This is a genomic window from Streptomyces silvisoli, from assembly GCF_029269905.1.
Classification (GTDB): domain Bacteria; phylum Actinomycetota; class Actinomycetes; order Streptomycetales; family Streptomycetaceae; genus Streptantibioticus_A; species Streptantibioticus_A silvisoli_A.
In genome coordinates, this window is sequence record NZ_JARJBC010000003.1 from 176,770 (window position 1) to 202,238 (window position 25,469).

Sequence of the window (25,469 nt, forward strand, 5' to 3'; positions counted from 1 at the left end):
CCACCCGTGCCGCCCGGCGGCACGGGTGCCCACAACCCCCGGGGTTCCGCTACTTCGCGCGGGCCGCGGTCAGATGTGCCGCGTGCTCCTGGAGCGACCGTACGCCGACCTCGCCGCCGCCAAGGGCGTCGATGCCCTGTACGGCCGCGGCCAGTGCCTGGACGGTGGTCAGGCACGGGACGCCGCGGGCGACGGCGGCGGTACGGATGTCGTAACCGTCGAGACGGCCGCCGGTGCCGTAGGGGGTGTTGACGATCAGGTCGACCCGGCCGTCGTGGATGAGCTGGACGATGGTGGGCTCGCCGTTAGGACCGGTGCCCTCGCTCTGCTTGCGCACCGCGGTGGCCTCGATGCCGTTGCGCCGCAGCACCTCGGCGGTACCGGACGTGGCCAGCAGTTCGAAGCCGTGGTCGACCAGGGCGCGGGCCGGGAAGATCATGGCCCGCTTGTCGCGGTTGGCGATCGAGATGAACGCCCGTCCCTTGGTGGGCAGCGCGCCGTAGGCGGCGGCCTGGGACTTGGCGTAGGCGGTGCCGAAGACCGCGTCGATGCCCATGACCTCGCCGGTGGAGCGCATCTCCGGACCGAGGATGGTGTCCACCCCGCGTCCGGTGGCGTCGCGGAACCGGCTCCACGGGAGCACGGCCTCCTTGACGGAGATGGGCGCGTCCAGCGGCAGGGTGCCGCCGTCGCCGCTGCTGGGCAGGATGCCCTCGGCGCGCAGCTCGGCGATGGTGGCGCCCAGCGAGATCCGGGCGGCGGCCTTGGCCAGCGGTACCGCGGTCGCCTTGGAGGTGAACGGGACGGTACGCGAGGCGCGCGGGTTGGCCTCCAGGACGTAGAGGATGTCCCCGGCCAGCGCGAACTGGATGTTGATCAGGCCGCGGACGCCAACCCCCTTGGCGATGGCCTCGGTTGAGGCGCGCAGCCGCTTGATGTCGTAGCCGCCCAGGGTCATCGGCGGCAGCGCGCAGGCGGAGTCGCCGGAGTGGATTCCGGCCTCCTCGATGTGCTCCATCACGCCGCCGAGGTACAGCTCGGTGCCGTCGTAGAGGGCGTCGACGTCGATCTCGATGGCGTCGTCGAGGAACCGGTCGACCAGTACCGGCCGGTCCGGGCTGATCTCGGTGGACTCCGCGATGTACGCGGACAGCCGCGCCTCGTCGTAGACGATCTCCATGCCCCGGCCGCCCAGCACATACGAGGGGCGTACCAGCACCGGGTAGCCGATCTCGTCGGCGATGGCCTTGGCCTGCTCGAAGGTGGTGGCGGTGCCGTGCTTGGGCGCGGGCAGCCCGGCTTCGGTGAGCACCCGGCCGAACGCGCCGCGGTCCTCGGCGAGATGGATCGCCTCCGGTGAGGTGCCCACGATGGGCACGCCGTTGTCCTTCAGCGCCTGCGCCAGGCCCAGCGGGGTCTGGCCGCCGAGCTGCACGACGACGCCGGCGACGGGACCCGCCTGGGTCTCGGCGTGCACGATCTCCAGCACGTCCTCCAGGGTGAGCGGCTCGAAGTACAGCCGGTCGGAGGTGTCGTAGTCGGTGGAGACCGTCTCCGGGTTGCAGTTGACCATCACGGTCTCATAGCCCGCCGCCGACAGCGCGAACGAGGCGTGCACACAGGAGTAGTCGAACTCGATGCCCTGGCCGATGCGGTTGGGCCCGGAGCCCAGGATGATCACCGCGGGCTTCTCGCGCGGTGCGACCTCGCTCTCCTCGTCGTACGACGAGTAGAAGTACGGGGTCCTGGCGGCGAACTCGGCTGCGCAGGTGTCGACCGTCTTGTAGACCGGGCGCACGCCCAGCGCGTGCCGTACCTCGCGCACGACCTCCTCGCGCAAGTCCCGGATCTCGGCGATCTGGACGTCGGAGAACCCGTACCGCTTGGCTTCGGCCAGCAGCTCGGGGTCCAGCCGGTCGGCGGCGGCCAGTTCGTCGGCGACCTCCTTGATCAGGAACAGCTGGTCGACGAACCACGGGTCGATGCGGGTGGCTTCGAAGACCTCCCGCGCGTCGGCGCCCGCCCGGATCGCCTGCATCACCGTGTTGATCCGGCCGTCGGTGGGGATCCGCGCGGCGGCCAGCAGCTTGCCCTTGTCGCCCGGGTCGCCGACGAAGGTGAACTGCGAGCCCTTCTTCTCCAGCGACCGCAGTGCCTTGTTCAGGGCCTCGGGGAAGTTGCGGCCGATCGCCATCGCCTCGCCGACCGACTTCATCGTGGTGGTCAGCGTGGCGTCGGCGGCCGGGAACTTCTCGAACGCGAACCGCGGCACCTTCACGACCACGTAGTCGAGCGTCGGCTCGAAGGACGCCGGGGTCTGCTCGGTGATGTCGTTGGGGATCTCGTCCAGCGTGTAGCCGACGGCCAGGCGGGCCGCGATCTTCGCGATCGGGAAGCCGGTGGCCTTCGACGCCAGCGCCGAGGAACGCGAGACCCGCGGGTTCATCTCGATGACGATGACCCGGCCGTCCTCCGGGTTGACCGCGAACTGGATGTTGCAGCCACCGGTGTCCACTCCGACCTCACGGATGACCGCGATACCGATGTCCCGCAGGATCTGGTACTCGCGGTCGGTCAGCGTCATCGCCGGGGCGACGGTGATCGAGTCACCGGTGTGCACACCCATCGGGTCGAAGTTCTCGATGGAGCAGACGACCACGACGTTGTCGTGTTTGTCGCGCATCAGCTCCAGCTCGTACTCCTTCCACCCCAGGATCGACTCCTCGAGGAGCACCTCGGTGGTGGGCGAGAGCGCCAGCCCCTGACCCGCGATCCGGCGCAGCTCGTCCTCGTCGTGCGCGAAACCGGAACCGGCGCCGCCCATGGTGAACGACGGGCGCACCACGACCGGGTAGCCGCCGAGCCGCTCGACCCCGGCCAGCACATCGTCCATGGTGTGGCAGATCACCGAACGGGCGGACTCACCATGCCCGATCTTGGCGTTGACCGCCTCGACCACGGCCTTGAACTGCTCGCGGTCCTCGCCCTTGTGGATCGCCTCGACGTTGGCGCCGATCAGCTCGACGCCGTACTTGTCCAGCACTCCCTGCTCGTGCAGGGAGATCGCGGTGTTCAGCGCGGTCTGGCCGCCCAGGGTGGGCAGCAGCGCGTCGGGGCGCTCCTTGGCGATGATCTTCTCGACGAACTCCGGGGTGATCGGCTCGACATAGGTGGCGTCGGCGATCTCCGGGTCGGTCATGATCGTCGCCGGGTTGGAGTTGACCAGGATGACCCGCAGGCCCTCGGACTTGAGCACCCGGCAGGCCTGGGTACCGGAGTAGTCGAACTCGGCCGCCTGGCCGATGACGATCGGGCCGGAGCCGATGACCAGGACGGACTGGATGTCGGTGCGCTTAGGCACGCTGGCCCTCCATCAGGGAGACGAAGCGGTCGAACAGGTAGGCCGCGTCGTGCGGGCCCGCCGCCGCCTCGGGGTGGTACTGGACGCTGAAGGCGGGGGTGTCGAGGCACTCCAGGCCCTCGACCACGTCGTCGTTGAGGCAGACGTGGGAGACCCGCACCCGCCCGTACGGGGTCTCGGAGTCACGGTCGAGCGGCGCGTCGACGGCGAAGCCGTGGTTGTGCGCGGTGACCTCGACCTTGCCGGTGGAACGGTCCTGCACCGGCTGGTTGATGCCCCGGTGGCCGTACTTGAGCTTGTACGTGCCGAAGCCGAGCGCCCGGCCCAGGATCTGGTTGCCGAAGCAGATGCCGAAGAACGGCGTCCCGCGCTCCAACACCCCCTGCAACACGGACATCTGGTGGTCGGCGGTGGCCGGATCGCCCGGACCGTTGGAGAAGAACACACCGTCCGGACCCGCCGCGTAGATGTCCTCCAGCGTGGCGGTGGCGGGCAGCACGTGCACCTCGATGCCGCGCTCGGCCATCCGCTGCGGGGTCATCGCCTTGATGCCCAGGTCGACCGCGGCCACGGTGAACTTCCTGGTGCCGACGGCAGGGATGACGTACGGCTCGGTGGTGGCCACCTCGGCGGCCAGGTCGGCACCCTTCATCTGCGGGGACGCCTGGACCTTGGCCAGCAGAATCGCTTCGTCAGCGATCGCCGCGCCGGAGAAGATGCCGACCCGCATCGCACCGCGCTCACGCAGGTGCCGGGTGAGCGCCCGGGTGTCGACACCGCTGATGCCGACCACGCCCTGGGCGGTCAGTTCCTCGTCGAGCGAGCGCTGGGCACGCCAGTTGGACGAGACGCGCGCCGGGTCGCGGACCACGTAGCCGGAGACCCAGATGCGCCTGGACTCCGGGTCCTCGTCGTTGACGCCGGTGTTGCCGACGTGCGGCGCGGTCATGACCACGACCTGGCGGTGGTAGGAGGGATCGGTCAGCGTCTCCTGGTAGCCGGTCATCCCGGTGGAGAACACCGCCTCACCGAAGGTCTCCCCCACCGCCCCGTAGGCACGGCCGCGGAAGGTGCGGCCGTCCTCCAGGACGAGTACGGCGGGGATGCGGGCTCCCCTGGTGGAGGTGGTCATCGTGCGCCTTCCTTGGTGGTGTTCAGGTTGCTGAGTGCGGTGACCCACTCGGGGTGCTCGGCGGGGTGCTCGGAGCGGAACCCGGAGTCGATCAGCCGGTCGCCGTGCTGCCAGGTGATCACCAGCAGTCCGCCCTCGGGGACGACCTTGCCCGCGATGCCCTTGTCCAGTCGGGCGCCGCGCAGCGCCTCGGCCGGGATGAAGAAGTCGGTGGCGGCCGGCCGGCGCACCGCCACGCCCTGCTCGGTCAGGGTCAGTTCGACGAGGCTGCGGGTGCCCAGGCCGCGGGCGGCGATCCGGTCCAGCCAGTCACCGGCGGTGGTGCTGGCGTGGTAGCGGCCGGACAGCTCCGCGAGCGGCTCACCCAGGTTGCCGGGGATCCGCGGCAGCTCGGGCAGGTCGGACTGGCGGGCGGCCCGCTTGCGCCAGGCGCGCCACATCAGCCAGTAGACGAGGGCGATCAGGGCCAGCAGCGCGACGACCCACAGCAGTCGGTCGCCGAGGTCGGTGACCTTCGCCGAGTGCTTGTCAACCGCCTGCGTTACGTACGTTGTCGCGTTCACGTGAGCTTCCCGTCCATGACCGTCGCCTTGCCCCGCAGGAAGGTGGCGGTCACCTGGCCCGGCAGCTCAAGCCCCTGGTACGGGGTGTTGCGGCTGCGGGAGGCGAAGCCGGCGGGGTTCACCACACCACGGTATGCCGGATCCACCAGCGTGAGGTTGGCGGGCTCACCGGCGGCGATCGGTCGGCCGTGACCGCCGAGGCGCCCGATGGCGGCCGGGCGGAACGACATCCGGTCGGCGACCCCGGACCAGTCCAGCAGGCCGGTGTCGACCATCGTGTGCTGGACCACGGACAGCGCGGTCTCCAGGCCCACCATGCCCATGGCGGCGGCGGCCCACTCACAGTCCTTGTCCTCGTGCGGATGCGGCGCGTGGTCGGTGGCGACGCAGTCGATGGTGCCGTCGGCCAGCGCCTCGCGCAGCGCCATGACGTCGGCCTCGGTACGCAGCGGCGGGTTGACCTTGTAGACCGGGTTGTACGAGCGCACCAGTTCGTCGGTGAGCAGCAGGTGGTGCGGGGTGACCTCGGCGGTGACGTTCCAGCCCTTGGACTTCGCCCAGCGCACCAGCTCCACCGAACCGGCGGTCGACAGATGGCAGATGTGCACCCGCGAGCCGACGTGCGCGGCGAGCAGCACGTCACGGGCGATGATCGATTCCTCGGCGACCGCGGGCCAGCCGCGCAGGCCGAGTTCGGCGGAGACGATGCCCTCGTTCATCTGGGCGCCCTCGGTGAGCCGGGGCTCCTGGGCGTGCTGGGCGATGACCCCGTCGAAGGCCTTCACGTACTCCAGGGCGCGGCGCATGATCACCGCGTCGTCCACGCACTTGCCGTCGTCGGAGAAGACCCGTACGCCCGCGGCGGAGTCGTGCATGGCACCCAATTCGGCGAGCTTCTTGCCCTCCAGGCCTACGGTGACGGCGCCGACCGGCTGTACGTCGCAGTAGCCGGACTCCCTGCCGAGCCGCCAGACCTGCTCCACCACACCGGCGGTGTCGGCGACCGGGAAGGTGTTGGCCATGGCGTGCACGGCGGTGTAGCCGCCGACGGCGGCGGCGCGGGTGCCGGTGAGGACGGTCTCGGAGTCCTCGCGGCCGGGCTCGCGCAGATGGGTGTGCAGGTCCACCAGGCCGGGGAGGAGGACCTGCCCCTGTGCGTCGATGACCGTGGCGCCTTCAGCGCTGGAGACGGTCAGGTCGCTGCCGACGGCGGTGATGGTCTCGTCGACGATGATGACGTCCTGCGGTTCGCCGCCGAGTACCCTCGCGCCGCGGATCAGGGTCTTGCCGGTCGTCACTTGTTCTCCTCGGTGCGGTTCTCGGACAGGGCGGGCTCGTTGCCGCCGAGCAGCAGGTACAGGACAGCCATCCGGACGCTGACGCCGTTGCCGACCTGTTCGACGGCGGTGCAGCGGTCGGAGTCGGCGACCTCGGCGGTGATCTCCATGCCGCGGTTCATCGGGCCCGGGTGCATCACGATGGCGTGCTCGGGCAGTGCGGCCATGCGCGTCGCGTCGAGCCCGTAGCGGCGGGCGTACTCGCGCTCGGTGGGGAAGAACGCGGCGTTCATCCGCTCGTTCTGCACCCGCAGCATCATCACCGCGTCGGACTTGGCCAGCACGGAGTCGAGGTCGTAGCTGACGTCGCAGGGCCAGGTCTCCACCCCGATCGGCAGCAGGGTGGGCGGCGCGACCAGGGTGACGTGGGCGCCCAGCGTGCCCAGCAGATGGACGTTGGAGCGGGCGACGCGGCTGTGCAGCACGTCGCCGACGATGGTGATCCGGCGCCCGGCGAGGTCGCGTCCGGTGCCGTCGCCGGGGCCGTCCTGGTGGCGGGTGGGGCCGCCGTCGGGGGCGCCGGCGAGGTGGCGGCGCATGGTGAAGGCGTCCAGCAGGGCCTGGGTGGGGTGCTCGTGGGTGCCGTCGCCCGCGTTCACCACGGAGCCGTTGATCCAGCCGGAGGTGGCCAGCCGGTGCGGGGCGCCGGAGGCGTGGTGGCGGATGACGACGGCGTCGGCGCCCATCGCCTCCAGGGTGAGCGCGGTGTCCTTCAGCGACTCGCCCTTGGAGACCGAGGAGCCCTTGGCGGAGAAGTTGATGACGTCCGCCGAGAGCCGTTTGGCGGCGGCCTCGAAGGAGATCCGGGTGCGGGTGGAGTCCTCGAAGAAGAGGTTGACCACGGTGCGCCCGCGCAGCGTGGGCAGCTTCTTGATCGGGCGGTTGGCGACGCGGGCCATCTCCTCCGCGGTGTCGAGGATCAGCAGGGCGTCGTCACGGGTGAGGTCGGCGGCCGAGATGAGGTGGCGCTTCATCGGGTTCACTCCGGAGGGTACGGATATGCGGCAGGGCTGCGAGGCGCGCGGACAGGGCGGTCCGGGCGCGGCGGCGGGTGTGCCCTATTCGTCGTGGGAGCCGGGCTTGACGCCCAGCAGAACGCAGTCCCGGCCGTCGTTCTCGGCCAGCTGGACCTTGACGGTCTCGCGCAGCGAGGTCGGCAGGTTCTTGCCGACGTAGTCGGCACGGATCGGCAGCTGGCGGTGGCCGCGGTCGACCAGTACGGCGAGCTGGACGGCGCGCGGTCGGCCGATGTCGTTGATCGCGTCGAGGGCCGCGCGGATGGTGCGGCCGGAGAACAGCACGTCGTCGACGAGGATGACCAGGCGGCCGTCGATTCCGTCGCCCGGGATCTCGGTGCGGGCGAGCGCGCGCGCCGGGCCGAGCCGCAGGTCGTCGCGGTACATGGTGATGTCGAGGGCGCCCACCGGCGTCTTGCGGCCGGTGATCTCGGCGAGCTTGTCGGCGAGCCTGCGGGCGAGGAAGACCCCGCGGGTGGGGATGCCGAGGAGCACCACGTCGTCGGCGCCCTTGGCGCGTTCGACGATCTCGTGGGCGATACGGGTGAGGACCCGTGCGATGTCCGGCGCTTCCAGGACTGGGCGCACCGGTGTGGAACGGTCGTCGACCATGGGTCGTGAGACCTCCTTCCCCGCCTCACGGGACGGGCATTAAAGGACGTCAGGGGTACGTAGTCACCGTACCAGGCCGGGCGGACGGCTCTTTTCCGGGGGTCATCCGGAACCATTCCGCTTGACGAAGCCAAATTACGCTGCGTAACCTCACAGTGAGTTACCAAGTGTCCATCCGGGGAGCCTTATGTCCAGCGATTACGCCAAACAGCTCGGAGCGAAGCTCCGAGCGATCCGCACGCAGCAGGGTCTCTCCCTCCACGGCGTCGAGGAGAAGTCCCAGGGCCGCTGGAAGGCCGTCGTCGTCGGCTCCTACGAGCGTGGCGACCGCGCGGTGACCGTGCAGCGGCTCGCCGAGCTGGCCGACTTCTACGGGGTCCCGGTGCAGGAGCTGCTGCCCGGCAGCGCCCCCGGTGGCGCCGCCGAGCCGCCGCCGAAGCTCGTGCTCGACCTGGAGCGGCTGGCCCAGGTGCCGTCCGAGAAGGCGGGCCCGCTGCAGCGGTACGCCGCGACCATCCAGAGCCAGCGCGGCGACTACAACGGCAAGGTGCTCTCGATCCGCCAGGACGACCTGCGCACCCTCGCCGTGATCTACGACCAGTCGCCCTCGGTGCTGACCGAGCAGCTGATCGGCTGGGGTGTACTGGACGCCGACGCGCGTCGGGCAGTGCAGCCAGAGGAGGGCTGAGCCCATAGGTGCCTTTGGCACCTGTGTTGCAGAAACGTCCCACTGAGCGCATCAGCGCAGAGGGCCCGGAACACCTTGTGTTCCGGGCCCTCTCGCGTTCGGTGCGTCACTGGGTGCGCAGCGTCGGCTTGAGCTCCTTCAGCCGGGCCAGCAGGCCGTTGACGAAGGACGGCGACTCGTCGGTGGAGAACTCCTTGACGAGCTGCACCGCCTCGTCCAGCACCACCGCGTCCGGGATGTCGTCCTCCCAGAGCAGCTCGTACGCGCCGAGCCGCAGCACGTTGCGATCCACCGCGGGCATCCGGTCCATGGTCCAGCCGACCGCGTAGGTGGCGATCAGCTCGTCGACCCGTGCGGCGTGGTCCTCGTAACCCTCGACGAGCCGCATCGTGTACTCGGTGACGGGCGGCTGTCGGTCGTCGGTCCGGGCGAGCCGGATCCAGTCCGCCATGACGGTCCTGGGCGCGGCACCGCGCTGGTCCGCCTCGAAGAGGATCTGGAAAGCGCGCTTGCGGGCCTTGGTACGGGCAGCCACGGTTAGCTGTTCACCCGGCCGAGGTAGTCACCAGTGCGGGTGTCCACCTTGATCTTCTCACCGGTGGTGATGAACAGCGGGACCTGGATCTCGTAGCCGGTCTCCAGCGTGGCGGGCTTGGTGCCGCCGGTGGAGCGGTCACCCTGCACACCCGGCTCGGTGTTCTGGATGGTGAGCTCGACGGCGGCCGGGAGCTCGACGTAGAGGACCGAGCCCTCGTGCGTCGCCACGACGGCCTCGAAGCCCTCGATCATGAAGTTGGCGGCGTCGCCAACGGACTTGCGATCCACGTGGATCTGGTCGTACGTGTCCATGTCCATGAAGACGAAGTACTCGCCGTCCATGTACGAGAACTGCATTCCGCGCTTGTCGACGGTGGCCGTCTCGACCTTCACGCCTGCGTTGAAGGTCTTGTCGACGACCTTGCCGGAGAGCACGTTCTTGAGCTTGGTGCGGACGAAGGCAGGGCCCTTGCCCGGCTTGACGTGCTGGAACTCAACGACGGACCAGAGCTGGTCGCCGTCGAGCTTGAGCACCATGCCGTTCTTGAGGTCGTTCGTGCTGGCCACGGTCGCGGAATCTCCTGAGAGTGCTGCATCGGAAACCAGAAAGCGCCCGCTACAAGGCGAGCAGTTCCTTGGTCGTGATGGTGAGTAGCTCGGGCCCGCCGTCCGCCGTGGGGCGTACGACGAGTGTGTCGTCGATCCGGACACCGCCCCGGTCCGGGAAGTGGACCCCCGGCTCGACGGTGACCGGCACACAAGCGTCCAGTTTACCCATGGCTGAGGGGGTGAGCCGAGGGTCCTCGTCGATTTCGAGTCCCACGCCGTGTCCGGTCCACGATCCGGCGGCCTCACCGTGGCCCGCCCGCTCCAGCACCCGGCGCGCGGCGAGGTCGATCTCCCGGCAGCTGGCGCCCGGTGCCAGGGCCTCGCGGCCGGCCCGCTGGGCGTCGAACACGACGTCGTACAGGTCGATCTGCCAGTTCGCCGGTGCGGCGCCGATGACGAAGGTACGGCCGACCTCGCAGCGGTAGCCGCGGTAGCAGGCGCCGAGGCAGACGGTCAGGAAGTCGCCCTCCTCGACCCGCCGGTCGGTGGGGCGGTGCCGGGCGGCGCCCGAGTGCGGGCCGGTGCCGACGTACGTGGGGAAAGCGGGGCCGTCCGCGCCGTGGTCGGCGAGACGACGCTCCAGCTCCAGGGCGAGGTGCCGCTCGGTGCGGCCGACCAGGATGGACTCCAGCAGCTCGCCCAGCGCCTGGTCGGTGATCTCGGCGGCGATCCGCAGGCAGGCGATCTCCTCCTCGTCCTTGACCAGCCGCAGCTGCTCCACGGCCTGGCCGAGGTCGAGCAGGCGCAGGCTCGGCGTGACGGAGGCGATGGCCCGGTGCCGGGCGACGGTCAGATGGTGCTCCTCGACCGCGAGGCTGTCGGCGCCCAGGCCCGGGGCGAGGTCGGCCGCGGCCACCGCGGGGTCGCCGTCCGGCGACGGCAGCACCACGCGCCGCAGGTCGTCCGGTGGGGTGCCCTCGCCCGGTTCCCCGTACACCCGGCGGCGGTGGACCAGCAGGTCCTCCGCGGGCGCCAGCATCAGTACGGCGTCGGACGGCGCCCAGCCGGTCAGATAGCGGATGTTGGCGGGTCGGGAGACCAGCGCCGCGGCGGATCCAGCCGCCGAGCACCGCTCCCGTAGCCGCAACCGGCGGGAAGCGTGCACCTCGGACATGTGCCGAGCGTACGCAACACTCGCTCGCAAGACCTCCGGACCGGGTCCGGACGGGTCCCTGCGGGCCGTGTCCGCGCCCCCACGCCGGGCGGCGCCGGTGGGGGTCCTGTCCGCCGTCACGGCGGGAGGAAGTCCGCCACCGCGCGCCCCGGCGGGCCGTAATCGGCTTGCGGCCGGTTCGCACCGCCCGACTACGCCGCAGGGGTTGCCCGTGTCGTGGGGGACGACTTGGCCGCCGCGGGCACGGATACGCGGACGGAAGGACCTCGGTGGGCGCAGCCCCGCCGGGGCTTGCGGCGGGATCCCGAGTGGCGGGGTCCCGAGTGGCGGGGTCCCGAGTGGCGGGGTCCCGAGTGAGGCCGGGCGGGTGGGAGAGAAACCCCGGCGGGGACCGGCTAGTGGGCGGTGAGGGAGCGGGTCACGACGCGGTCCAGGGCCTCCGCCGTCGCGGGGACGTCCAGCTGGGAGTTGTCGATGATGGGCAGACCCGACCCGTACCAGCCGGCCATGCGGCCGTGGATACGGGCCACCTCCTCGTCGGACAGACGCCGGTTGCCGGTGCGCTCGGCGTTGCGGGCCAGTACGACCTCCAGGCCCGGCAGCAGGACCACGGGCAGCAGCCCGGGTCCGACGTGCCGTTTCCAGCCACCGAGGCCGACCACCGGCCGGTCCGGGAAGACCGCGTCGTCGATGATGCAGGAGATGCCGTTGGCCAGGAAGTTACGGGCGGAGAACCCGCAGGTGCGCCGGGCCAGCCGGTACTGCGCCTCGGAGTGCTCGTTCCAGCCGGACTGCGGATCGGCGAACCCGGACCGCACCCACTCCCGAACGTCGTCCAGGCTGATGTGCGCGGTCGGCGCACCGCGGTGGTCGGCCCAGTACCGCGCGACGGTGGTCTTGCCCGCCCCCGCCGGACCGATGAGCAGCACCGCGACCGGTGCGTACGAGGGGGCCGACGGCATCGCCATGGCGGCCGGGGGCAGCGGGAAGTGCCCGGTGATGGCCGCCGGAGCCGGACCGGGCGCCACGCCCGGCGGCGCGGGCCACGGCGGAGGCACGGGCGGTTCCTGCGGGACCGGGCCGGAGCCGGGCCGTCCGTGCGGGGCCGGGGGGATCCAGCCAGCGGCACCCCCGTGAGGCGGTGGCAGCGGCACCCCCACAGCATGCTGCATCTCGGCGCACTCCGTCTCGTGCCGATCGGAACTGTGTCGGACCCCGGCGCTATGACCGGTCCGACACCGAACCGTACCGCCCCCGGCCGTAGTTGTGTGAACGACCAGGGGACGGTCAAGGTGCCCGGACAGACGTCCGGGCACCGTTCAGGCCGACAGTTCGTCGGCGAGCGCGCGCAGCGCCAACCGGTAGGAGCCGAGGCCGAATCCGGCGATGGTGCCGCTGGCCACCGCCGCGATGACCGAATTGTGGCGGAACTCCTCACGGGAGTACGGGTTGGAGATGTGCACCTCGATCAGCGGCGCGGTGCGCTGCGCCGCCGCGTCCCGCATCCCGTACGAGTAGTGGGTGAACGCCCCGGGGTTGAGAACGACCGGAATCGATCCATCGGCGGCCTCGTGCAGCCAACGGATCATCTCCCCCTCGTCGTTGGTCTCCCGGACCTCCACATCGAAGCCGAGTTCCTTGCCGAGGGCGGTGCACTCCTCGACCAGCCCGGCGTAGGAGGTCGAGCCGTACACCTCCGGCTCCCGGCTCCCCAGGCGGCCCAGGTTCGGCCCGTTCAGCACGTAGACGGGACGCGTCACCCGGCCACCTCCGCGTACGCGGCGACCAGCAGGGCCGGGTCGGGGCCCTCCAGCACGGTGGGCTTGGCCAGACCGTCCAGCACGATGAAGCGCAGCCGGTCACCGCGCGACTTCTTGTCCACCTTCATGGTCTCCAGCAGCCTGGGCCACTGGTCGCCCTTGTAGGTCAGCGGCAGACCCACCGAGGAGAGCACCGCGCGGTGCCGGTCGGCTGTGGCGTCGTCCAACCGGCCGGCCAGGCGGCCGAGTTCGGCCGCGAACACCATGCCGACGGAGACCGCCGCGCCGTGCCGCCAGCTGTACCGCTCGTTCTTCTCGATGGCGTGGGCCAGCGTATGGCCGTAGTTGAGGATCTCCCGCAGCCCCGACTCCTTCAGGTCCTGCGAGACCACGTCGGCCTTCACCCGGATCGACCGCTCGATCAACTCCGCGGTGTGCGCACCGTCCGGGGTACGGGCCCCCTGCGGATCTGCCTCGATCAGGTCGAGGATCGCCGGGTCGGCGATGAAGCCCGCCTTGATGATCTCGGCCAGACCGCTGACGTAGTCGTTGACCGGCAGCGACTCCAGACAGGCCAGATCGCACAGCACCCCGGCGGGCGGATGGAAGGCACCCACCAGGTTCTTGCCCTCGGCGGTGTTGATGCCGGTCTTGCCGCCGACCGCGGCGTCCACCATCGCCAGTACCGTGGTCGGCACCGCGACCCACCGCACTCCGCGCAGCCAGGTGGCGGCGACGAATCCGGCCAGGTCGGTGGTGGCGCCACCGCCGACCCCGACGATCACATCGGTACGGGTGAACTGGGTCTGCCCGAGCACGCTCCAGCAGTACGCGGCCACCTCGGCGGACTTGGCCTCCTCGGCGTTCGGCAGTTGGATGGCGATCGCCTCGTAACCCTGCTCCGCGAGGTCGTCGCGGACCGCCTCTCCGGTGGCGGACAGCGCCTCCGGGTGCAGCACCGCGACGCGCTTGGCCTCCCGGCCGATCAACGCGGGCAGTTCGCCCAGCAGTTGGCGGCCGACCAGCACCTCGTAGGGGGCGCTGCCCGCGGTACCGCCGACCTGGACGCGGGTGGGTGTGTCGTTCATACCTTCCTCAGCTCCAGTACGTCGAGGACCTGGTCGGCGACGTCCTGCGGGGTGCGGTCATCGGTCGCCACGACGGCCCGTGCGACCTGGGTGTACAGCGGACGGCGGCGCTCCATCAACTCCCGCCACCGCTGGCGGGGGTTGACCGCCAGCAGCGGCCGGGGCGCGTCGAGCCCCACCCGGTGCACGGCGGTCGACAGGCCCACGTCGAGGAAGACCACCGGGCGTCCCAGCAGCGCCTCCCGGGTCCCCTCGTCCATGATCGAACCGCCGCCGAGGGAGAGCACCCCCGGGTGCTCGGCGAGCGCCGCGCGGACGGCGGCCCGCTCCAGCTCCCGGAAGTACGGCTCGCCGTCCTCGACGAAGATGTCGGAGATGGCCCGGCCCTGGGCGGCCTCGATGTCGGCGTCGGTGTCCCGGTACGTGGTGCCCAGCCGTTCGGCGAGCACCCGGCCGATGGTGGACTTGCCCGCCCCGGGCGGCCCCACCAGCACGACGACTGGGCCGTGTTCCGGCTGCCCCTCGGCGACCTCGTGTGCCATGCTCACCGGATCACCAGGTTGTCGAGGTATCCGGTGACGTTGCGCCGGGTCTCGGCGACCGAGTCGCCGCCGAACTTCTCCGCCACGGCGTCCGCCAGCACCAGCGCGACCATCGCCTCGGCCACGATCCCCGCGGCGGGCACCGCGCAGACATCGGACCGCTGGTGGTGCGCCTGGGTGGGTTCACCGGTGGTGACGTCCACGGTCGCCAGCGCCCGCGGGACGGTGGCGATGGGCTTCATCGCGGCCCGTACCCGCAGGAGCTCACCGGTGGTGAGGCCGCCCTCGGTGCCGCCGGAGCGGCCGGAGGCGCGGCGGATGCCCTCCTCGGTGGGCAGGATCTCGTCGTGCGCCTTCGACCCCGGCACCCGGGCCAACTCGAAGCCGTCGCCGACCTCGACGCCCTTGATCGCCTGGATGCCCATCAGCGCGGCGGCCAGCCGGGCGTCGAGACGGCGGTCCCAGTGCACATGCGAGCCCAGGCCCACCGGTACCCCGTAGGCCAGCACCTCGACCACGCCGCCGAGGGTGTCGCCGTCCTTGTGCGCCTGGTCGATCTCGGCCACCATCGCCTCGCCGGCGGCGGAGTCCAGGCAGCGCACCGGGTCGGCGTCCAGCCGCTCGACGTCAGCGGGCTTGGGGTAGACGCCGTAGGGCGCCTTGGCCGCGCCCAACTCCACGACGTGCGAGACGATCTCGATACCGGCGGTCTCCTTCAGGTACGACCGCGCCACCGCGCCGAGCGCCACGCGGGCCGCGGTCTCCCGCGCCGAGGCCCGCTCCAGCACCGGACGGGCCTCGTCGAAGCCGTACTTCTGCATGCCCGCCAGATCGGCGTGGCCCGGACGCGGCCTGGTCAGCGGGGCGTTGCGGGCCAGCTCGGCGAGTTCGGCCGGGTCGACCGGGTCGGCCGCCATGACCTTCTCCCACTTGGGCCACTCGGTGTTGCCCACCATGATCGCCACCGGCGATCCCAGGGTGAGACCGTGCCGCACCCCGCCGAGGAAGGTGACCTCGTCCCGCTCGAACTTCATCCGGGCGCCGCGGCCGTACCCCAGCCGCCTGCGGGCCAGGGCGTCCGCCACCATCTCCGTCGTCACCGGTACCCCCGCAGGCAGCCCCTCCAGTGTCGCCACCAGGGCCGGGCCGTGCGACTCCCCCGCCGTCAACCAGCGCAACCTACTCAACGGTGTTCCCTCTCTCCTGTGCCCGCCGGAAGTCCTCGAACCGCGAACGTCCTCGGATCCGATCCTCCCACGGGACACCGACAAGCCGGGCACCAGTCCGTCGAACGGACAGCACTCAACGTGCGGCGAGCGCCGCCTCCCCGGCCGCCCGCATCGCGGCGAGCGGCGCCGGACGGCGGTCGGTCATCAGCTCGACCTGGAGCACCGCCTGGTGCACCAGCAGGTCCAGGCCGCCGACCAGCGCGCCGCCACGCGCCGACCAGGCCGCCGCCAGCGGCGTCGGCCACGGCTCGTAGAGCACGTCGAACAGCGCACCGGGCTGGTCCGGCACCTCGGCCGCGAGCGCGTCGGTGGCACCCGCGGGGGTGGTGGCGATCACCAGGGGGGCGGTGAAGGCGTCCGCCGCGGCCGACCAGTCCCGGGTGCGCACGGCCACGCCGAGCCGCTCCCCCCACTCCCGCATCTCGACGGCCCGCGCCTCGCTGCGCACGTAGGCGGTGACCTCGGCCGAGCAGATCCGGGCGAGCGCGGCCAGCGCGGAGGAGGCGGTGGCTCCGGCGCCCAGGATCGCCGCGGAGTCGACGCCGTCCACACCGCGTTCCCGCAGCGCGGCGACCATGCCGGGGATGTCGGTGTTCTCCCCGAGGCGCCGCCCGTCCGCGGTGAAGACGACGGTGTTGACAGCCTCCACGGACGCCGCCGTGTCGCTGATCTCGTCCAGCAGCGGGATCACCGCGCGCTTGAGCGGCATGGTCAGCGACAGCCCGGCCCAGGGCTTCTGGTCGTCGCCGATCGAGGCGAGGAAGCCTGGCAGCGCCGCCTCGTCCACCTCGTGCCGTTCGTACTCCCAGCCCTCCAGGCCCAGGGCCCGGTAGGCGGCGCGGTGCAGCACCGGGGAGAGCGAGTGGGCGATGGGCGATCCGAGGACCGCCGCGCGGTGGGGCCGGGCGGCCCGGGAAGGGGTTGACATCAACCGCCGTGCTCCTGCTGGTACTTGTTGAATTCCGCGACGTTCCGCTGGTGTTCGGCGTAGTCGTTGGTGAACCGGGTGTCCCCCGGCTTGACGGTCACAAAGTACAGCCAGTTGCCGTCGGCGGGGTGGAGCGCGGCGTCGATCGCCTGGTGTCCGGGGTTGTCGATCGGTCCGGGCGGCAGACCCTTGTGCAGATAGGTGTTGTACGGCGAGTCGAAGTGGGTGTCGGCGCTGGTGGTGTTCAGCGTCGAGCGGCCCTTGGCGTAGTTGATCGTCGAGTCGAAGCCGAGCGCCATGTTCTGCTGCAGGCGGTTGTAGATGACCCGGGAGACCTTTTGGAAGTCCTGCTTCTCCTGGGCCTCGGCCTGGATCAGGCTGGCGATGATGATGATCTCGTACGGGGTCCTGCCCATCTTGGCGGCCTGTGCTTCGAGGTCGTCCTTGCCGTATTCGGCCTCGGCCTGCTGGACCATCTGCTTGAGGAAGTCCACCGGTTTGGTGGACTTCCCGATGCTGTACTTGGTGGGGAACAGGAAGCCCTCGGGGTTGCCGTTGGCATAGGACGGCAGTCCGAGGTCGCCGCTCTTGGCGGCGTTCGCCGTGGTGCCGGACGGCAGGCCGAGCTTCTGGTCGATGGCCTGGTAGATCCGGGAGGCGCGCCAGCCCTCGGGGACGATCAGCGAGTTCTGGCTGCTGGGGTCGGTCATCATGGCGACCGCGGCGGCGGCCGACATCTCCTTGTGCAGGGTGTAGACACCGCCTTGGAGCGCCTTGTCGCCCACGGCCTTGGTGAAGGCCTCGACGCTCTTGACGACATCGTTCTGCTTGAGGATGTTGCCCATCTGGGCGACCGTGTCGCCGTTGGGGATCACGACCTGCACCTCGCCGATGCCGTCACCGGAGTAGTCGGGCGCCGAGGCGAAGTGCCGTTCCCAGTACCAGTACCCGCCGTAGCCGCCGCCTCCGATGAGCCCGAGGAGCACGCCGAGGGCGACCAGGACGGCGCAGCCGCTGCGCTTCTTCTTGCCCTTGCGCTGGTCGTCGTCCGGCTCGTCCTCGTCGTCATCGTCATCGCTGTCGACGAAGCGCTCGCGCTCCTCGCCGTCGGTGAGCGAGGCGCCGGTGAAGAACGGATGCCGCTCGGGCTCGTCGGCCTCCTCGTGGAACGCCGACCATTCCGCGGTCTGTTCGGGATCGGACTGCGGCGCGGGCTGCGGGGGTAGATAGCCATAGGGGTCGGCGTGCGCGGTGTCGGTGAATGCCTGGCCAGGCTGCTGAACATACGTTTCAGCAACGCCCGTGGCGTATGCGTCGTGCGTCGGCACGGCGTGCTGACCGGTCCAGTCGTACTGCTGCTGGCCGTCCCAGTGCGGCTGCTGCGGATACTGCTGGCCGCCGGAGTAGTGCGGGTCGACGTACCCGGGTTCCGCGTACTGCTGGCCGGGGTACTGCGCCTGCGGGTACTGCTGCTGCCCGGCGTAGTGCTGGGCGTCCGGGTACGGCTGCTGCGGCAACGGGTTGCCGTACTGGTCCCAACCGCCGTGCGACTGACCACGGTCCCACCCCTGGTCCCCGTAGAGGGGGTCGTCGGGGTGCCACGGTTCGGGACCGGGGCTTCGGCCGTAGTCGGTCATGCGTCTCCTGAATCGCGAGGCGGCACGTGGCCGACGCTCGTGGCGCCGCCCGTGGGGGCCCGCCTCTCCGGCGCGGAACGTTACCGTATCGCGATCAGATGACCACTTCGACGGTCTCGCCGGGCGGCCTGCCGGAGACCCGTTCGGTCTCCAACGCGCTCTGCAGGATGACCACCGCGGCGGCCTGGTCCACAACTGAGCGGCCCTTCTTGGCCTTTACCCCGGAGGCGCGCAGACCATGGGTGGCGGTGACGGTCGACATCCGCTCGTCCACCAGCCGCACCGGCACGGGTGTGATGATTTTCGCAAACTCCGTTGCGAAATCACGTGCCTTGGCGGCCGCCGGGCCCTCGCCCCCGCTGAGGGAGCGAGGCAGCCCGATGACCACCTCAAGGGGTTCGTACTCCTCGACGATGGCGGCGATGCGGCGGCGGGCCGCCTGGACGTCGCGGCCGGGGACGGTCTCCACGGGTGTGGCGATCAGCCCGTCGGGGTCGCATGAGGCGACCCCGATCCGGGCGTCCCCGACATCAACGGCGATCCGCCTGCCGCGTCGCATTGCCTGTCCTTCCGCCAGTTCCCTGCTCAGGCCTTCTCGGCGACCAGTCGGCGCACCGCCTCGACGGCCTCGCCCACGGCGTCCGGGTTGCTGCCGCCGCCCTGGGCGACGTCGTCCTTGCCGCCGCCTCCGCCGCCGAGGGTCTTGGCGGCGGTGCGCACCAACTCACCGGCCTTGACGCCGCGTTCGCGGGCCGCCTCGTTGGTGGCGATGACGGTGAGCGGGCGGCCGTTGGCCACGGTGAACAGGGCGACGACCGCCGGACGGCCGCCAGTGATCCGCTGCCGCACGTCCAGGACCAGCTTGCGCAGGTCGTCGGCGCCGGTGCCGTCCGGGACGGTACCGGTGACCAGGGCGACGCCCTTGACGTCCTCGGCGCCCTGGGCGAGCCCGGCGGCGGCCTGGAGCACCTTCTCGGCGCGGTACTTCTCGATCTCCTTCTCGGCCTCGCGCAGCTTGCTCAGCATGCCGGAGATCCTGTCGGGCAGCTCCTCCGGGCGGCCCTTGACCAGCTCGGTGAGCTGGGAGACGACGGTGTGCTCACGGGCGAGGAACTTGTAGGCGTCGGCGCCCACCAGCGCCTCGACCCGGCGCACCCCGGAGCCGATGGACGACTCGCCGAGCAGCTTGACCAGTCCGAGCTGGGCGGTGTTGTGCACATGCGTACCGCCGCACAGCTCCTTGGAGAAGTCGCCGATGGTGACCACGCGCACCCGCTCGCCGTACTTCTCACCGAACTCGGCGATGGCGCCCTGCTTCTTGGCCTCGGCCATGCTCATCACCTCGGCGGTGACATCGAGTTCACGGGCGAGGACCTCGTTGATCTTCTGCTCGACGTCGCTGAGCACCGAGCCGGGAACGGCGGCCGGCGAGCCGAAGTCGAAGCGGAAGCGGCCCGGGGAGTTCTCCGAACCGGCCTGGGCGGCGGTCGGGCCGAGGGCGTCGCGCAGCGCCTGGTGGGTGAGGTGGGTGGCGCTGTGGGCACGGGCGATCGCCCGGCGACGGGTCAGGTCGATGGTGGCGTAGGCGCCGGCGCCGACGGTCACCTCGCCGACCTGGACGACGCCCTTGTGCACCGAGACGCCCGGTACCGGCTGCTGGACGTCGCGCACCTCGATCACCGCGCCGGAGTCCAGGCGGATCCGGCCGGTGTCGGCGAGCTGGCCGCCGCCCTCGGCGTAGAACGGGGTGCGGTCCAGGACGACCTCGACCTCGTCGCCCTCGACGGCGGCGGGCGACGGGAGTCCGTCGACCAGCAGACCGACGACGGTGGCCTCGCCCTCGTAGTCGGTGTAGCCGGTGAAGACCGTGCTGCCGGAGGTGTCGGCCACCTCGCGGTAGGCGGACAGGTCGGCGTGACCGGTCTTCTTGGCCTTGGCGTCGGCCTTGGCGCGCTCCCGCTGCTCCTTCATCAGGCGGCGGAAGCCCTCCTCGTCCACGGAGAGGCCCTGCTCGGCGGCCATCTCCAGGGTGAGGTCGATCGGGAAGCCCCAGGTGTCGTGGAGCAGGAACGCCTTGTCGCCGGGGAGCACGCTGCCGCCCGCGGCCCTGGTCTCGGTGACCGCGGTGTCGAGGATGTTGGTGCCCGCCTTGAGCGTCTTGAGGAAGGCGTTCTCCTCGGCGAGGGCCACGGTCTCGATGCGCTTGCGGTCCTCGGCCAGCTCCGGGTACTGCGGGCTCATGGCCTTGATCACGGTGTCGACCAGCTCGCCGACGGTCTCATGGGTGGCGCCGAGCAGCCGCATGTTGCGGATGGCGCGGCGCATGATGCGGCGCAGCACGTAGCCGCGGCCCTCGTTGCCGGGGGTGACGCCGTCGCCGATGAGCATCACCGAGGTGCGGATGTGGTCGGCGACGACGCGCAGCGACACGTCGGAGCTGTGGGCGGCGCCGTAGTGGACGCCGGTCAGCTCGGTGGCCTTGTCGATGATCATGCGCGAGGTGTCGATCTCGTACATGTTCCGCACGCCCTGCAGGATCATCGCCAGGCGCTCCAGGCCGAGGCCGGTGTCGATGTTCTTGCTGGGCAGGTCGCCGAGGATCGGGAAGTCCTCCTTGCCGGAGCCCTCCCCGCGCTCGTACTGCATGAAGACCAGGTTCCAGATCTCCACGTACCGCTCGTCGTTGACGGCCGGGCCGCCCTCGGGGCCGAACTCCGGGCCGCGGTCGTAGTTGATCTCGGAGCACGGGCCGCAGGGGCCGGGCACGCCCATGGACCAGAAGTTGTGCTCCTTGCCCAGGCGCTGGATGCGCTCGGCGGGCACGCCGACGACGTCCCGCCAGATCTGCTCGGCCTCGTCATCGTCCTGGTAGACGGTGATCCACAGCCGCTCCGGGTCGAGCCCGTAGCCGCCGTCCTCCTGGGAGGAGGTCAGCAGCTCCCAGGCGAGCTTGATGGCGCCTTCCTTGAAGTAGTCGCCGAAGGAGAAGTTGCCGCACATCTGGAAGAAGGTGCCGTGCCGGGTGGTCTTGCCGACCTCTTCGATGTCCGGGGTGCGCACGCACTTCTGCACGCTGGTGGCGCGCGGGAACGGCGGCTTGACCTCACCGAGGAAGTACGGCTTGAACGGGACCATGCCCGCGGGGACCAGCAGCAGCGTCGGGTCGTCCGCGATGAGCGACGCGGACGGCACGACCGTGTGCCCGCGCTCCTCGAAGAAGCGCAGCCAGCGCCTGCGGATTTCTGCCGACTCCATCAGTGGCCTTCTTTCTGCTCGTACAAGGGACGCGTCTGCGGCGTGCGGGCGTCCGCCTGGTAGGCGATCTCCGGGCGTTGCCCGGGGAGTTCTGCGTGCGGGGCGTCGAGCCCCAGTAGGTTGTTCAGCTGCGATTCGCGCTCGGACATTCCGGCGCGGACGTCCTTGGCGAACCGCCGCGCCCGGCCGCCGAGTTCGATGGCCCGGTCGGCCGCGGTCGCGGCCAGGCCCTCGGGGGTCAGGCGGCGGGCGGCCCGGTGCACCTTGTTGGTCGCCCACACCCCGGCGGTGATTCCGGTGACGAACCAGAAGAGGCGGCGGAACATCTGGTATCAGCCCTTCCCTCGGGTGCGGCGCGACCCGCGGCGGCCCGCCGGGATCGCGGTGCCGACGATGACCTTGCCGCGCGCGGCGTCCGCGCGGGACCGCCTGCCGCCGCCGTCGTCCTCGCGCCCGCGCAGGCCGACGGCGCGGCGCACGCCGTAGCCGAACGCGGCGACCTTGACCAGCGGGCCGCCGAAAGTGCTGGCGACGGTGGAGGACAGCGCCGAGGCGTTGGCGGTGACCTCCTGCACGTCGGCGGTGATGTTGTCCACGCGGTCGAGCTGGGTGTGCGCGGAGCGCACCGCCTCGGTGGCCTCGCCGAGCAGCGGGACGGCCTGTTCGGTGACGTCGGCGACCAGCCGGGTCGCCTGCTTCAGCGTCTGCGCCAGCCTGGCCAGCACGACGGCGAGGAAGGACACCAGGATCGCCCAGAAGACGGCCACGATGAGACCGGCCACCTCTCCACCGGACACTGCTCCGCGCTCCTTTGGTTCACGACGGTCGGCAGCCGCTCGCAGCGGGCGGGGCGGGACGGTCCGGGAGGTCGGATGGGTTTCCGGGGTCACACCTGGCACGGTCCGCCGTGCTCGGGCGGCAGGGTACCGACCCTATCGCGCCGGGGTCGGCTGTTCGTACCGCATTCCCGCGGGGCGGGCGCGTCGTGGGTGACGGATTTCCGCCGCTGCCGGGCCTGGCGTGGCAGCGGTAGCTGGAATTGCACGCTCCGCTCTCATCCCAGTACGCTCCGTGCCCCATGCAGCACGGTGCCCCGCTCGACGGTCCCTCTTCCTTTGCTCCGCGCTCCGGGCCAGGCGGTCTGCCCGCCGAGGTGGACCGGCTGGTGGGTCGCGACGCCGAACTCGCCGCGCTGCGAGGCCGACTGGAGCGGTCCCGGCTGGTGACGGTGACGGGAACCGGCGGGGTCGGCAAGACACGGCTGGCGCTCGCCGCCGCGAACGGATCGCAGGATCGGTTCTGCGGTGGGGTGCGGCTTGTGGAGCTGTCCATGGTGCGCGACGCGCCGATGGTGGACCGCGCGGTGCTTGAGGCACTGGCGGTCACCGACCACTCCGCCCGCCCGCCGCGGTCGGTACTGGCCGAGTATCTCGCCGACCGCGAGCTGCTGCTGGTGCTGGACGGTTGCGAGTACCTGGTCGCCGAGTGCGCGGCGCTCGCCGCCGAGCTGCTGCGCCGCGCACCGGGGTTGCGGATCCTGGCCACCGGCCGCAGGCCGCTCGGCGTCCCGGGCGAGTCCGTACTGCCGCTCGGCCCGCTGGAGTTGGCCGACCGGCCGGACCGCGAGAGTGCGGCGGTACGGCTGTTCACGGAGCGGGCGGTGGCGGTCGTGCCGTCGTTCGCGGTCACCGAGGCCAACCGGGCGGCGGTCGGCGCACTGTGCCGTCGGCTGGACGGCCTGCCGCTCGCGCTGGAACTGGCCGCGGTCCGGCTGCGGACGATGTCGGTTGAGCGGATCGCGGAGCGGATCACCGACCGGTTCCAGCTGCTGGCGGGCGGGGACCGTGCCGCGCTGCCGCGCCGGCAGACGCTGCGCGCGGTGATCGGCTGGAGCCACGAGCTGTGCACCCCGACGCAGCGGCTGCTGTGGGCCCGGCTGTCGGTGTTCGCCGGGGAGTTCGACCTGGACGCGGTGGAGTACGTGTGCACCGGCTCGGGGCTGCCCGCGGACGAGGTGCGGGACACGGTGGCGGCCCTGGTCGCGCAGTCCGTGGTCATCCGGGACGAGGCGGCCGAAGGGGCGCGCTACCGGATGCTGGAGCCGGTACGGGAGTACGGCGCGGGCTGGCTGGAGGCGCTGGGCGACACCGAGCGGCTGCGGCGCCGGCACCGGGACTGGTACCTGGGTTTGGCCACCTCGTGCGAGCTGGACTGGTTCGGTCCCGGCCAGGCCGAGGTCGCGGCGCGGGTCGACCGGGACCTGCGGAATCTGCGGCTCGCCCTGGAGTTCGGCCTGGAGCGCGCCTCGGATCCGCACATCGGCCAGTACCTCGCGGGCAGCCTGTGGTTCTACTGGGTCGGCTGCGGGCGGCTGTCGGAGGGGCGGCACTGGCTGGACCGGGCGCTTCGGCGACCGGGCGGCAACGACGGGGCGCGGGCCAAGGCGCTGTGGGTGCTGGGGTACGTCGCGGCACTGCAGGGCGACACGGTGGCGGCGGTGGCCGCGCTGGACGAGTGCCGTGCGCTGGCGGAGCGCACCGGCAACGCCGCCGCGGCGGCGTACGCGGTGCACCGCACCGGGTGCGTGGCGCTGCTGTCCCACGACGTGCCGCGCGCGGCCGAGCTGTTCGGGGCCGCGCTGGCCCGGTACCGGGAGATCGGGGAGCTGAACAGCCATGTGCTTTTGGGCCAGGTGGGACTGGCCCTGGCGATGGCCCTGCGAGGCGATCTGGAGGGCGCGGTCGCACAGTGCGAGCAGGTCCGCGCGGTGTGCCTGCGGTACGGGGAGCGGTGGGCGTTGGCCTACGCGCTCTACGTACTGGGGTACGCGGCGTGGCGCGGGGGCGCGGGGGCGCGGGCCGCAAGGGAGTTGCTGTGCGAGGGGCTGGCGATCCACCACGCGCTGCGCGACCCGGTCGGCATGGTGGTGGCGCTGGAGCTGCTGGCGCAGCTCACCGACGACGGCCAGGGCGCGGCGGCCCGCGCCTGGCCCTCGCTCGGGGGGTTGCGCGGGGGCGCCCACCTGGACCTGGACACGGCGGTGTCCCGCGCGCTGAGCGCCCCCACCCGTTAGCGGGTGGATTCGGCGGTTCCGGCACCGCCGAGCCACACCGCGGGAGTTGCTCGCCGCCGCCTCGGCTCCTTTGGGGCGCTCCGCCCCCAAACCCCCGAGGGCATCGGAAAGCGCGGCCACAAGGACCTCCGCCGCGACGGCGAGCGACCCCACGGCGCGAACCGCCGGTGCCGAGCCCGCCGGAACCGTCCGGGATCCGCGTGCGGAGCTCCCCGGAGGCGTGGCGGCCCGAGTCCGGCTGACCGTAGGTCAGCGGGCGTAGTACTCGACGACCAGCTGCTCGTCGCAGATCACCGGGATCTCCCGGCGGTTCGGGTCGCGGTCCAGGCGGAAGGCCAGGGCGTCCAGGTTGACCTGCAGGTACTTGGGGGTCTCACCGTCGCCCGCCCAGCCGCCCTCGCGGGCCACCAGGAACGGGGTCTTGGCACGCGAGCGCTCCCGCACCCGCACCACGTCGTCCGGGCGGACCCGGAAGGAGGGGCGGTCCACCTTGCGACCGTTGACCTCGATGTGACCGTGCACCACCATCTGGCGGGCCTGGTAGATCGTGCGGGCCAATCCCGCCCGCAGCACGAGCGCGTCAAGACGCCGCTCCAGCTCGACGATCAGCGCGTCACCGGTCTTGCCCTCGACCTTGCGGGCGCGGTCGTAGGCGCGCCGCATCTGGGTCTCGCTGATGTCGTACTGGGCGCGCAGCCGCTGCTTCTCCAGCAGCCGCACCTTGTAGTCACTGCTCTGCTTGCGGCCGCGACCGTGCTCGCCCGGCGGGTAGGGGCGGGCCTCGAAGTACTTCACAGCCTTCGGGGTCAGCGCTATGCCGAGCGCGCGGGACTTCTTGACCTTGGGACGCGACTGGTTCACGTTCTCCAGACCTCCATGTAAGTTAGGTGAGCCTTACCTTAGCTGAGGAGATCGCATGAATCGACCCGGGAACCCCATGCCGCCCAGCGCGGAGCACACCACAGCGGTGGTCGGTGAGGAGCATGGT

General features: G+C 71.3%; 23 protein-coding genes. 2 read left to right on the forward strand and 21 right to left on the reverse strand.

What is annotated here, in order from left to right:
- Window positions 1-49: 49 nt before the first annotated feature.
- The 6 genes from carB to pyrR all read right to left on the reverse strand — a co-directional run bounded on the left by carB (window position 50) and on the right by pyrR (window position 8,021).
- A complete protein-coding gene (carB, locus tag P3G67_RS06380) occupies window positions 50-3,361 on the reverse strand; it encodes a carbamoyl-phosphate synthase large subunit (protein ID WP_276092591.1) in 3,312 nt (1,103 codons plus the stop codon).
- Window positions 3,354-4,493, reverse strand: a complete 1,140-nt coding sequence (gene carA, locus P3G67_RS06385) for a glutamine-hydrolyzing carbamoyl-phosphate synthase small subunit (RefSeq protein ID WP_269854894.1) — start codon at window positions 4,491-4,493, stop codon at window positions 3,354-3,356. Before carA ends, carB begins: the two co-directional genes overlap by 8 nt.
- Complete coding sequence (locus P3G67_RS06390) at window positions 4,490-5,056, reverse strand: PH-like domain-containing protein (RefSeq protein WP_276092592.1); 567 nt, start codon at window positions 5,054-5,056, stop codon at window positions 4,490-4,492. Before P3G67_RS06390 ends, carA begins: the two co-directional genes overlap by 4 nt.
- Complete coding sequence (locus tag P3G67_RS06395; RefSeq protein WP_276092593.1) at window positions 5,053-6,354, reverse strand: dihydroorotase; 1,302 nt, start codon at window positions 6,352-6,354, stop codon at window positions 5,053-5,055. The genes P3G67_RS06390 and P3G67_RS06395 overlap by 4 nt, the downstream gene beginning before the upstream one ends.
- Window positions 6,351-7,367 (reverse strand): aspartate carbamoyltransferase catalytic subunit, encoded by a 1,017-nt coding sequence (locus P3G67_RS06400; protein ID WP_269854897.1) that lies wholly within the window; start codon window positions 7,365-7,367, stop codon window positions 6,351-6,353. Before P3G67_RS06400 ends, P3G67_RS06395 begins: the two co-directional genes overlap by 4 nt.
- Before the next feature lie 84 nt (window positions 7,368-7,451).
- Entirely contained in the window at window positions 7,452-8,021 is a 570-nt protein-coding gene (pyrR, locus tag P3G67_RS06405) for a bifunctional pyr operon transcriptional regulator/uracil phosphoribosyltransferase PyrR (protein ID WP_269854898.1), read from the reverse strand.
- 187 nt (window positions 8,022-8,208) lie between these two features.
- Between pyrR and bldD the strand changes: the two genes are divergently transcribed.
- Window positions 8,209-8,709: a transcriptional regulator BldD gene (bldD, locus tag P3G67_RS06410; protein WP_255929900.1), complete on the forward strand. Its 501-nt coding sequence runs from the start codon at window positions 8,209-8,211 to the stop codon at window positions 8,707-8,709.
- 106 nt (window positions 8,710-8,815) lie between these two features.
- On the opposite strand, the gene nusB is transcribed toward bldD, so the two are convergent.
- The 14 genes from nusB to P3G67_RS06480 form a co-directional block, all read right to left on the reverse strand.
- On the reverse strand, window positions 8,816-9,244 hold the full coding sequence (gene nusB, locus P3G67_RS06415) for a transcription antitermination factor NusB (protein WP_269854899.1): 429 nt from the start codon (window positions 9,242-9,244) through the stop codon (window positions 8,816-8,818).
- A 2-nt stretch (window positions 9,245-9,246) separates the two neighbouring features.
- Window positions 9,247-9,813: an elongation factor P gene (gene efp / locus P3G67_RS06420; protein ID WP_269854900.1), complete on the reverse strand. Its 567-nt coding sequence runs from the start codon at window positions 9,811-9,813 to the stop codon at window positions 9,247-9,249.
- A 49-nt stretch (window positions 9,814-9,862) separates the two neighbouring features.
- A complete protein-coding gene (locus P3G67_RS06425; RefSeq protein ID WP_276092594.1) occupies window positions 9,863-10,969 on the reverse strand; it encodes an aminopeptidase P family protein in 1,107 nt (368 codons plus the stop codon).
- Window positions 10,970-11,364: 395 nt separating this feature from the next.
- Window positions 11,365-12,141, reverse strand: coding sequence for an AAA family ATPase (locus P3G67_RS06430; protein ID WP_276092595.1), 777 nt, complete (start codon window positions 12,139-12,141; stop codon window positions 11,365-11,367).
- Between the two features lie 147 nt (window positions 12,142-12,288).
- On the reverse strand, window positions 12,289-12,729 hold the full coding sequence (aroQ, locus tag P3G67_RS06435) for a type II 3-dehydroquinate dehydratase (protein ID WP_276092596.1): 441 nt from the start codon (window positions 12,727-12,729) through the stop codon (window positions 12,289-12,291).
- Window positions 12,726-13,817: a 3-dehydroquinate synthase gene (gene aroB / locus P3G67_RS06440; RefSeq protein ID WP_276092597.1), complete on the reverse strand. Its 1,092-nt coding sequence runs from the start codon at window positions 13,815-13,817 to the stop codon at window positions 12,726-12,728. Before aroB ends, aroQ begins: the two co-directional genes overlap by 4 nt.
- Entirely contained in the window at window positions 13,814-14,359 is a 546-nt protein-coding gene (locus P3G67_RS06445; RefSeq protein ID WP_276092811.1) for a shikimate kinase, read from the reverse strand. The genes aroB and P3G67_RS06445 overlap by 4 nt, the downstream gene beginning before the upstream one ends.
- A 2-nt stretch (window positions 14,360-14,361) precedes the next feature.
- Window positions 14,362-15,546 carry a chorismate synthase gene (aroC, locus tag P3G67_RS06450; protein ID WP_276092598.1) on the reverse strand — a complete coding sequence of 395 codons (1,185 nt, stop codon included), beginning with the start codon at window positions 15,544-15,546 and terminating at the stop codon, window positions 14,362-14,364.
- A gap of 115 nt (window positions 15,547-15,661) precedes the next feature.
- A complete protein-coding gene (locus tag P3G67_RS06455) occupies window positions 15,662-16,516 on the reverse strand; it encodes a shikimate dehydrogenase (RefSeq protein WP_276092599.1) in 855 nt (284 codons plus the stop codon).
- On the reverse strand, window positions 16,516-18,153 hold the full coding sequence (gene mltG / locus P3G67_RS06460) for an endolytic transglycosylase MltG (protein WP_276092600.1): 1,638 nt from the start codon (window positions 18,151-18,153) through the stop codon (window positions 16,516-16,518). Before mltG ends, P3G67_RS06455 begins: the two co-directional genes overlap by 1 nt.
- Window positions 18,154-18,247: 94 nt before the next feature.
- Window positions 18,248-18,712: a Holliday junction resolvase RuvX gene (gene ruvX, locus P3G67_RS06465; protein ID WP_269854908.1), complete on the reverse strand. Its 465-nt coding sequence runs from the start codon at window positions 18,710-18,712 to the stop codon at window positions 18,248-18,250.
- 26 nt (window positions 18,713-18,738) lie between these two features.
- Window positions 18,739-21,408 carry an alanine--tRNA ligase gene (alaS, locus tag P3G67_RS06470; protein WP_276092601.1) on the reverse strand — a complete coding sequence of 890 codons (2,670 nt, stop codon included), beginning with the start codon at window positions 21,406-21,408 and terminating at the stop codon, window positions 18,739-18,741.
- Window positions 21,408-21,734, reverse strand: coding sequence for a DUF6167 family protein (locus tag P3G67_RS06475; RefSeq protein WP_269854910.1), 327 nt, complete (start codon window positions 21,732-21,734; stop codon window positions 21,408-21,410). Before P3G67_RS06475 ends, alaS begins: the two co-directional genes overlap by 1 nt.
- 6 nt (window positions 21,735-21,740) lie before the next feature.
- Entirely contained in the window at window positions 21,741-22,205 is a 465-nt protein-coding gene (locus P3G67_RS06480; RefSeq protein WP_276092602.1) for a DUF948 domain-containing protein, read from the reverse strand.
- Between the two features lie 281 nt (window positions 22,206-22,486).
- Between P3G67_RS06480 and P3G67_RS06485 the strand changes: the two genes are divergently transcribed.
- Window positions 22,487-24,481 carry an ATP-binding protein gene (locus P3G67_RS06485; RefSeq protein WP_276092603.1) on the forward strand — a complete coding sequence of 665 codons (1,995 nt, stop codon included), beginning with the start codon at window positions 22,487-22,489 and terminating at the stop codon, window positions 24,479-24,481.
- A gap of 249 nt (window positions 24,482-24,730) precedes the next feature.
- Here the strand turns inward: P3G67_RS06485 and rpsD are convergent, their stop codons facing one another.
- Window positions 24,731-25,342: a 30S ribosomal protein S4 gene (rpsD, locus tag P3G67_RS06490; RefSeq protein ID WP_276092604.1), complete on the reverse strand. Its 612-nt coding sequence runs from the start codon at window positions 25,340-25,342 to the stop codon at window positions 24,731-24,733.
- Window positions 25,343-25,469 lie beyond the last annotated feature (127 nt).

Coding starts and splice junctions, on each gene's coding strand:
- bldD (WP_255929900.1), top strand. CDS start 8,209: ATGTCCAGCGATTACGCCAAACAGCTCGGAGCGAAGCTCCGAGCGATC.
- P3G67_RS06475 (WP_269854910.1), bottom strand. CDS start 21,734: ATGTTCCGCCGCCTCTTCTGGTTCGTCACCGGAATCACCGCCGGGGTG.
- pyrR (WP_269854898.1), bottom strand. CDS start 8,021: ATGGTCGACGACCGTTCCACACCGGTGCGCCCAGTCCTGGAAGCGCCG.
- carA (WP_269854894.1), bottom strand. CDS start 4,493: ATGACCACCTCCACCAGGGGAGCCCGCATCCCCGCCGTACTCGTCCTG.
- P3G67_RS06485 (WP_276092603.1), top strand. CDS start 22,487: ATGCAGCACGGTGCCCCGCTCGACGGTCCCTCTTCCTTTGCTCCGCGC.
- alaS (WP_276092601.1), bottom strand. CDS start 21,408: ATGGAGTCGGCAGAAATCCGCAGGCGCTGGCTGCGCTTCTTCGAGGAG.
- P3G67_RS06430 (WP_276092595.1), bottom strand. CDS start 12,141: ATGCAGCATGCTGTGGGGGTGCCGCTGCCACCGCCTCACGGGGGTGCC.
- ruvX (WP_269854908.1), bottom strand. CDS start 18,712: ATGCGACGCGGCAGGCGGATCGCCGTTGATGTCGGGGACGCCCGGATC.
- mltG (WP_276092600.1), bottom strand. CDS start 18,153: ATGACCGACTACGGCCGAAGCCCCGGTCCCGAACCGTGGCACCCCGAC.
- P3G67_RS06445 (WP_276092811.1), bottom strand. CDS start 14,359: ATGGCACACGAGGTCGCCGAGGGGCAGCCGGAACACGGCCCAGTCGTC.
- aroB (WP_276092597.1), bottom strand. CDS start 13,817: ATGAACGACACACCCACCCGCGTCCAGGTCGGCGGTACCGCGGGCAGC.
- P3G67_RS06400 (WP_269854897.1), bottom strand. CDS start 7,367: ATGAAGCGCCACCTCATCTCGGCCGCCGACCTCACCCGTGACGACGCC.
- P3G67_RS06455 (WP_276092599.1), bottom strand. CDS start 16,516: ATGTCAACCCCTTCCCGGGCCGCCCGGCCCCACCGCGCGGCGGTCCTC.
- P3G67_RS06425 (WP_276092594.1), bottom strand. CDS start 10,969: ATGTCCGAGGTGCACGCTTCCCGCCGGTTGCGGCTACGGGAGCGGTGC.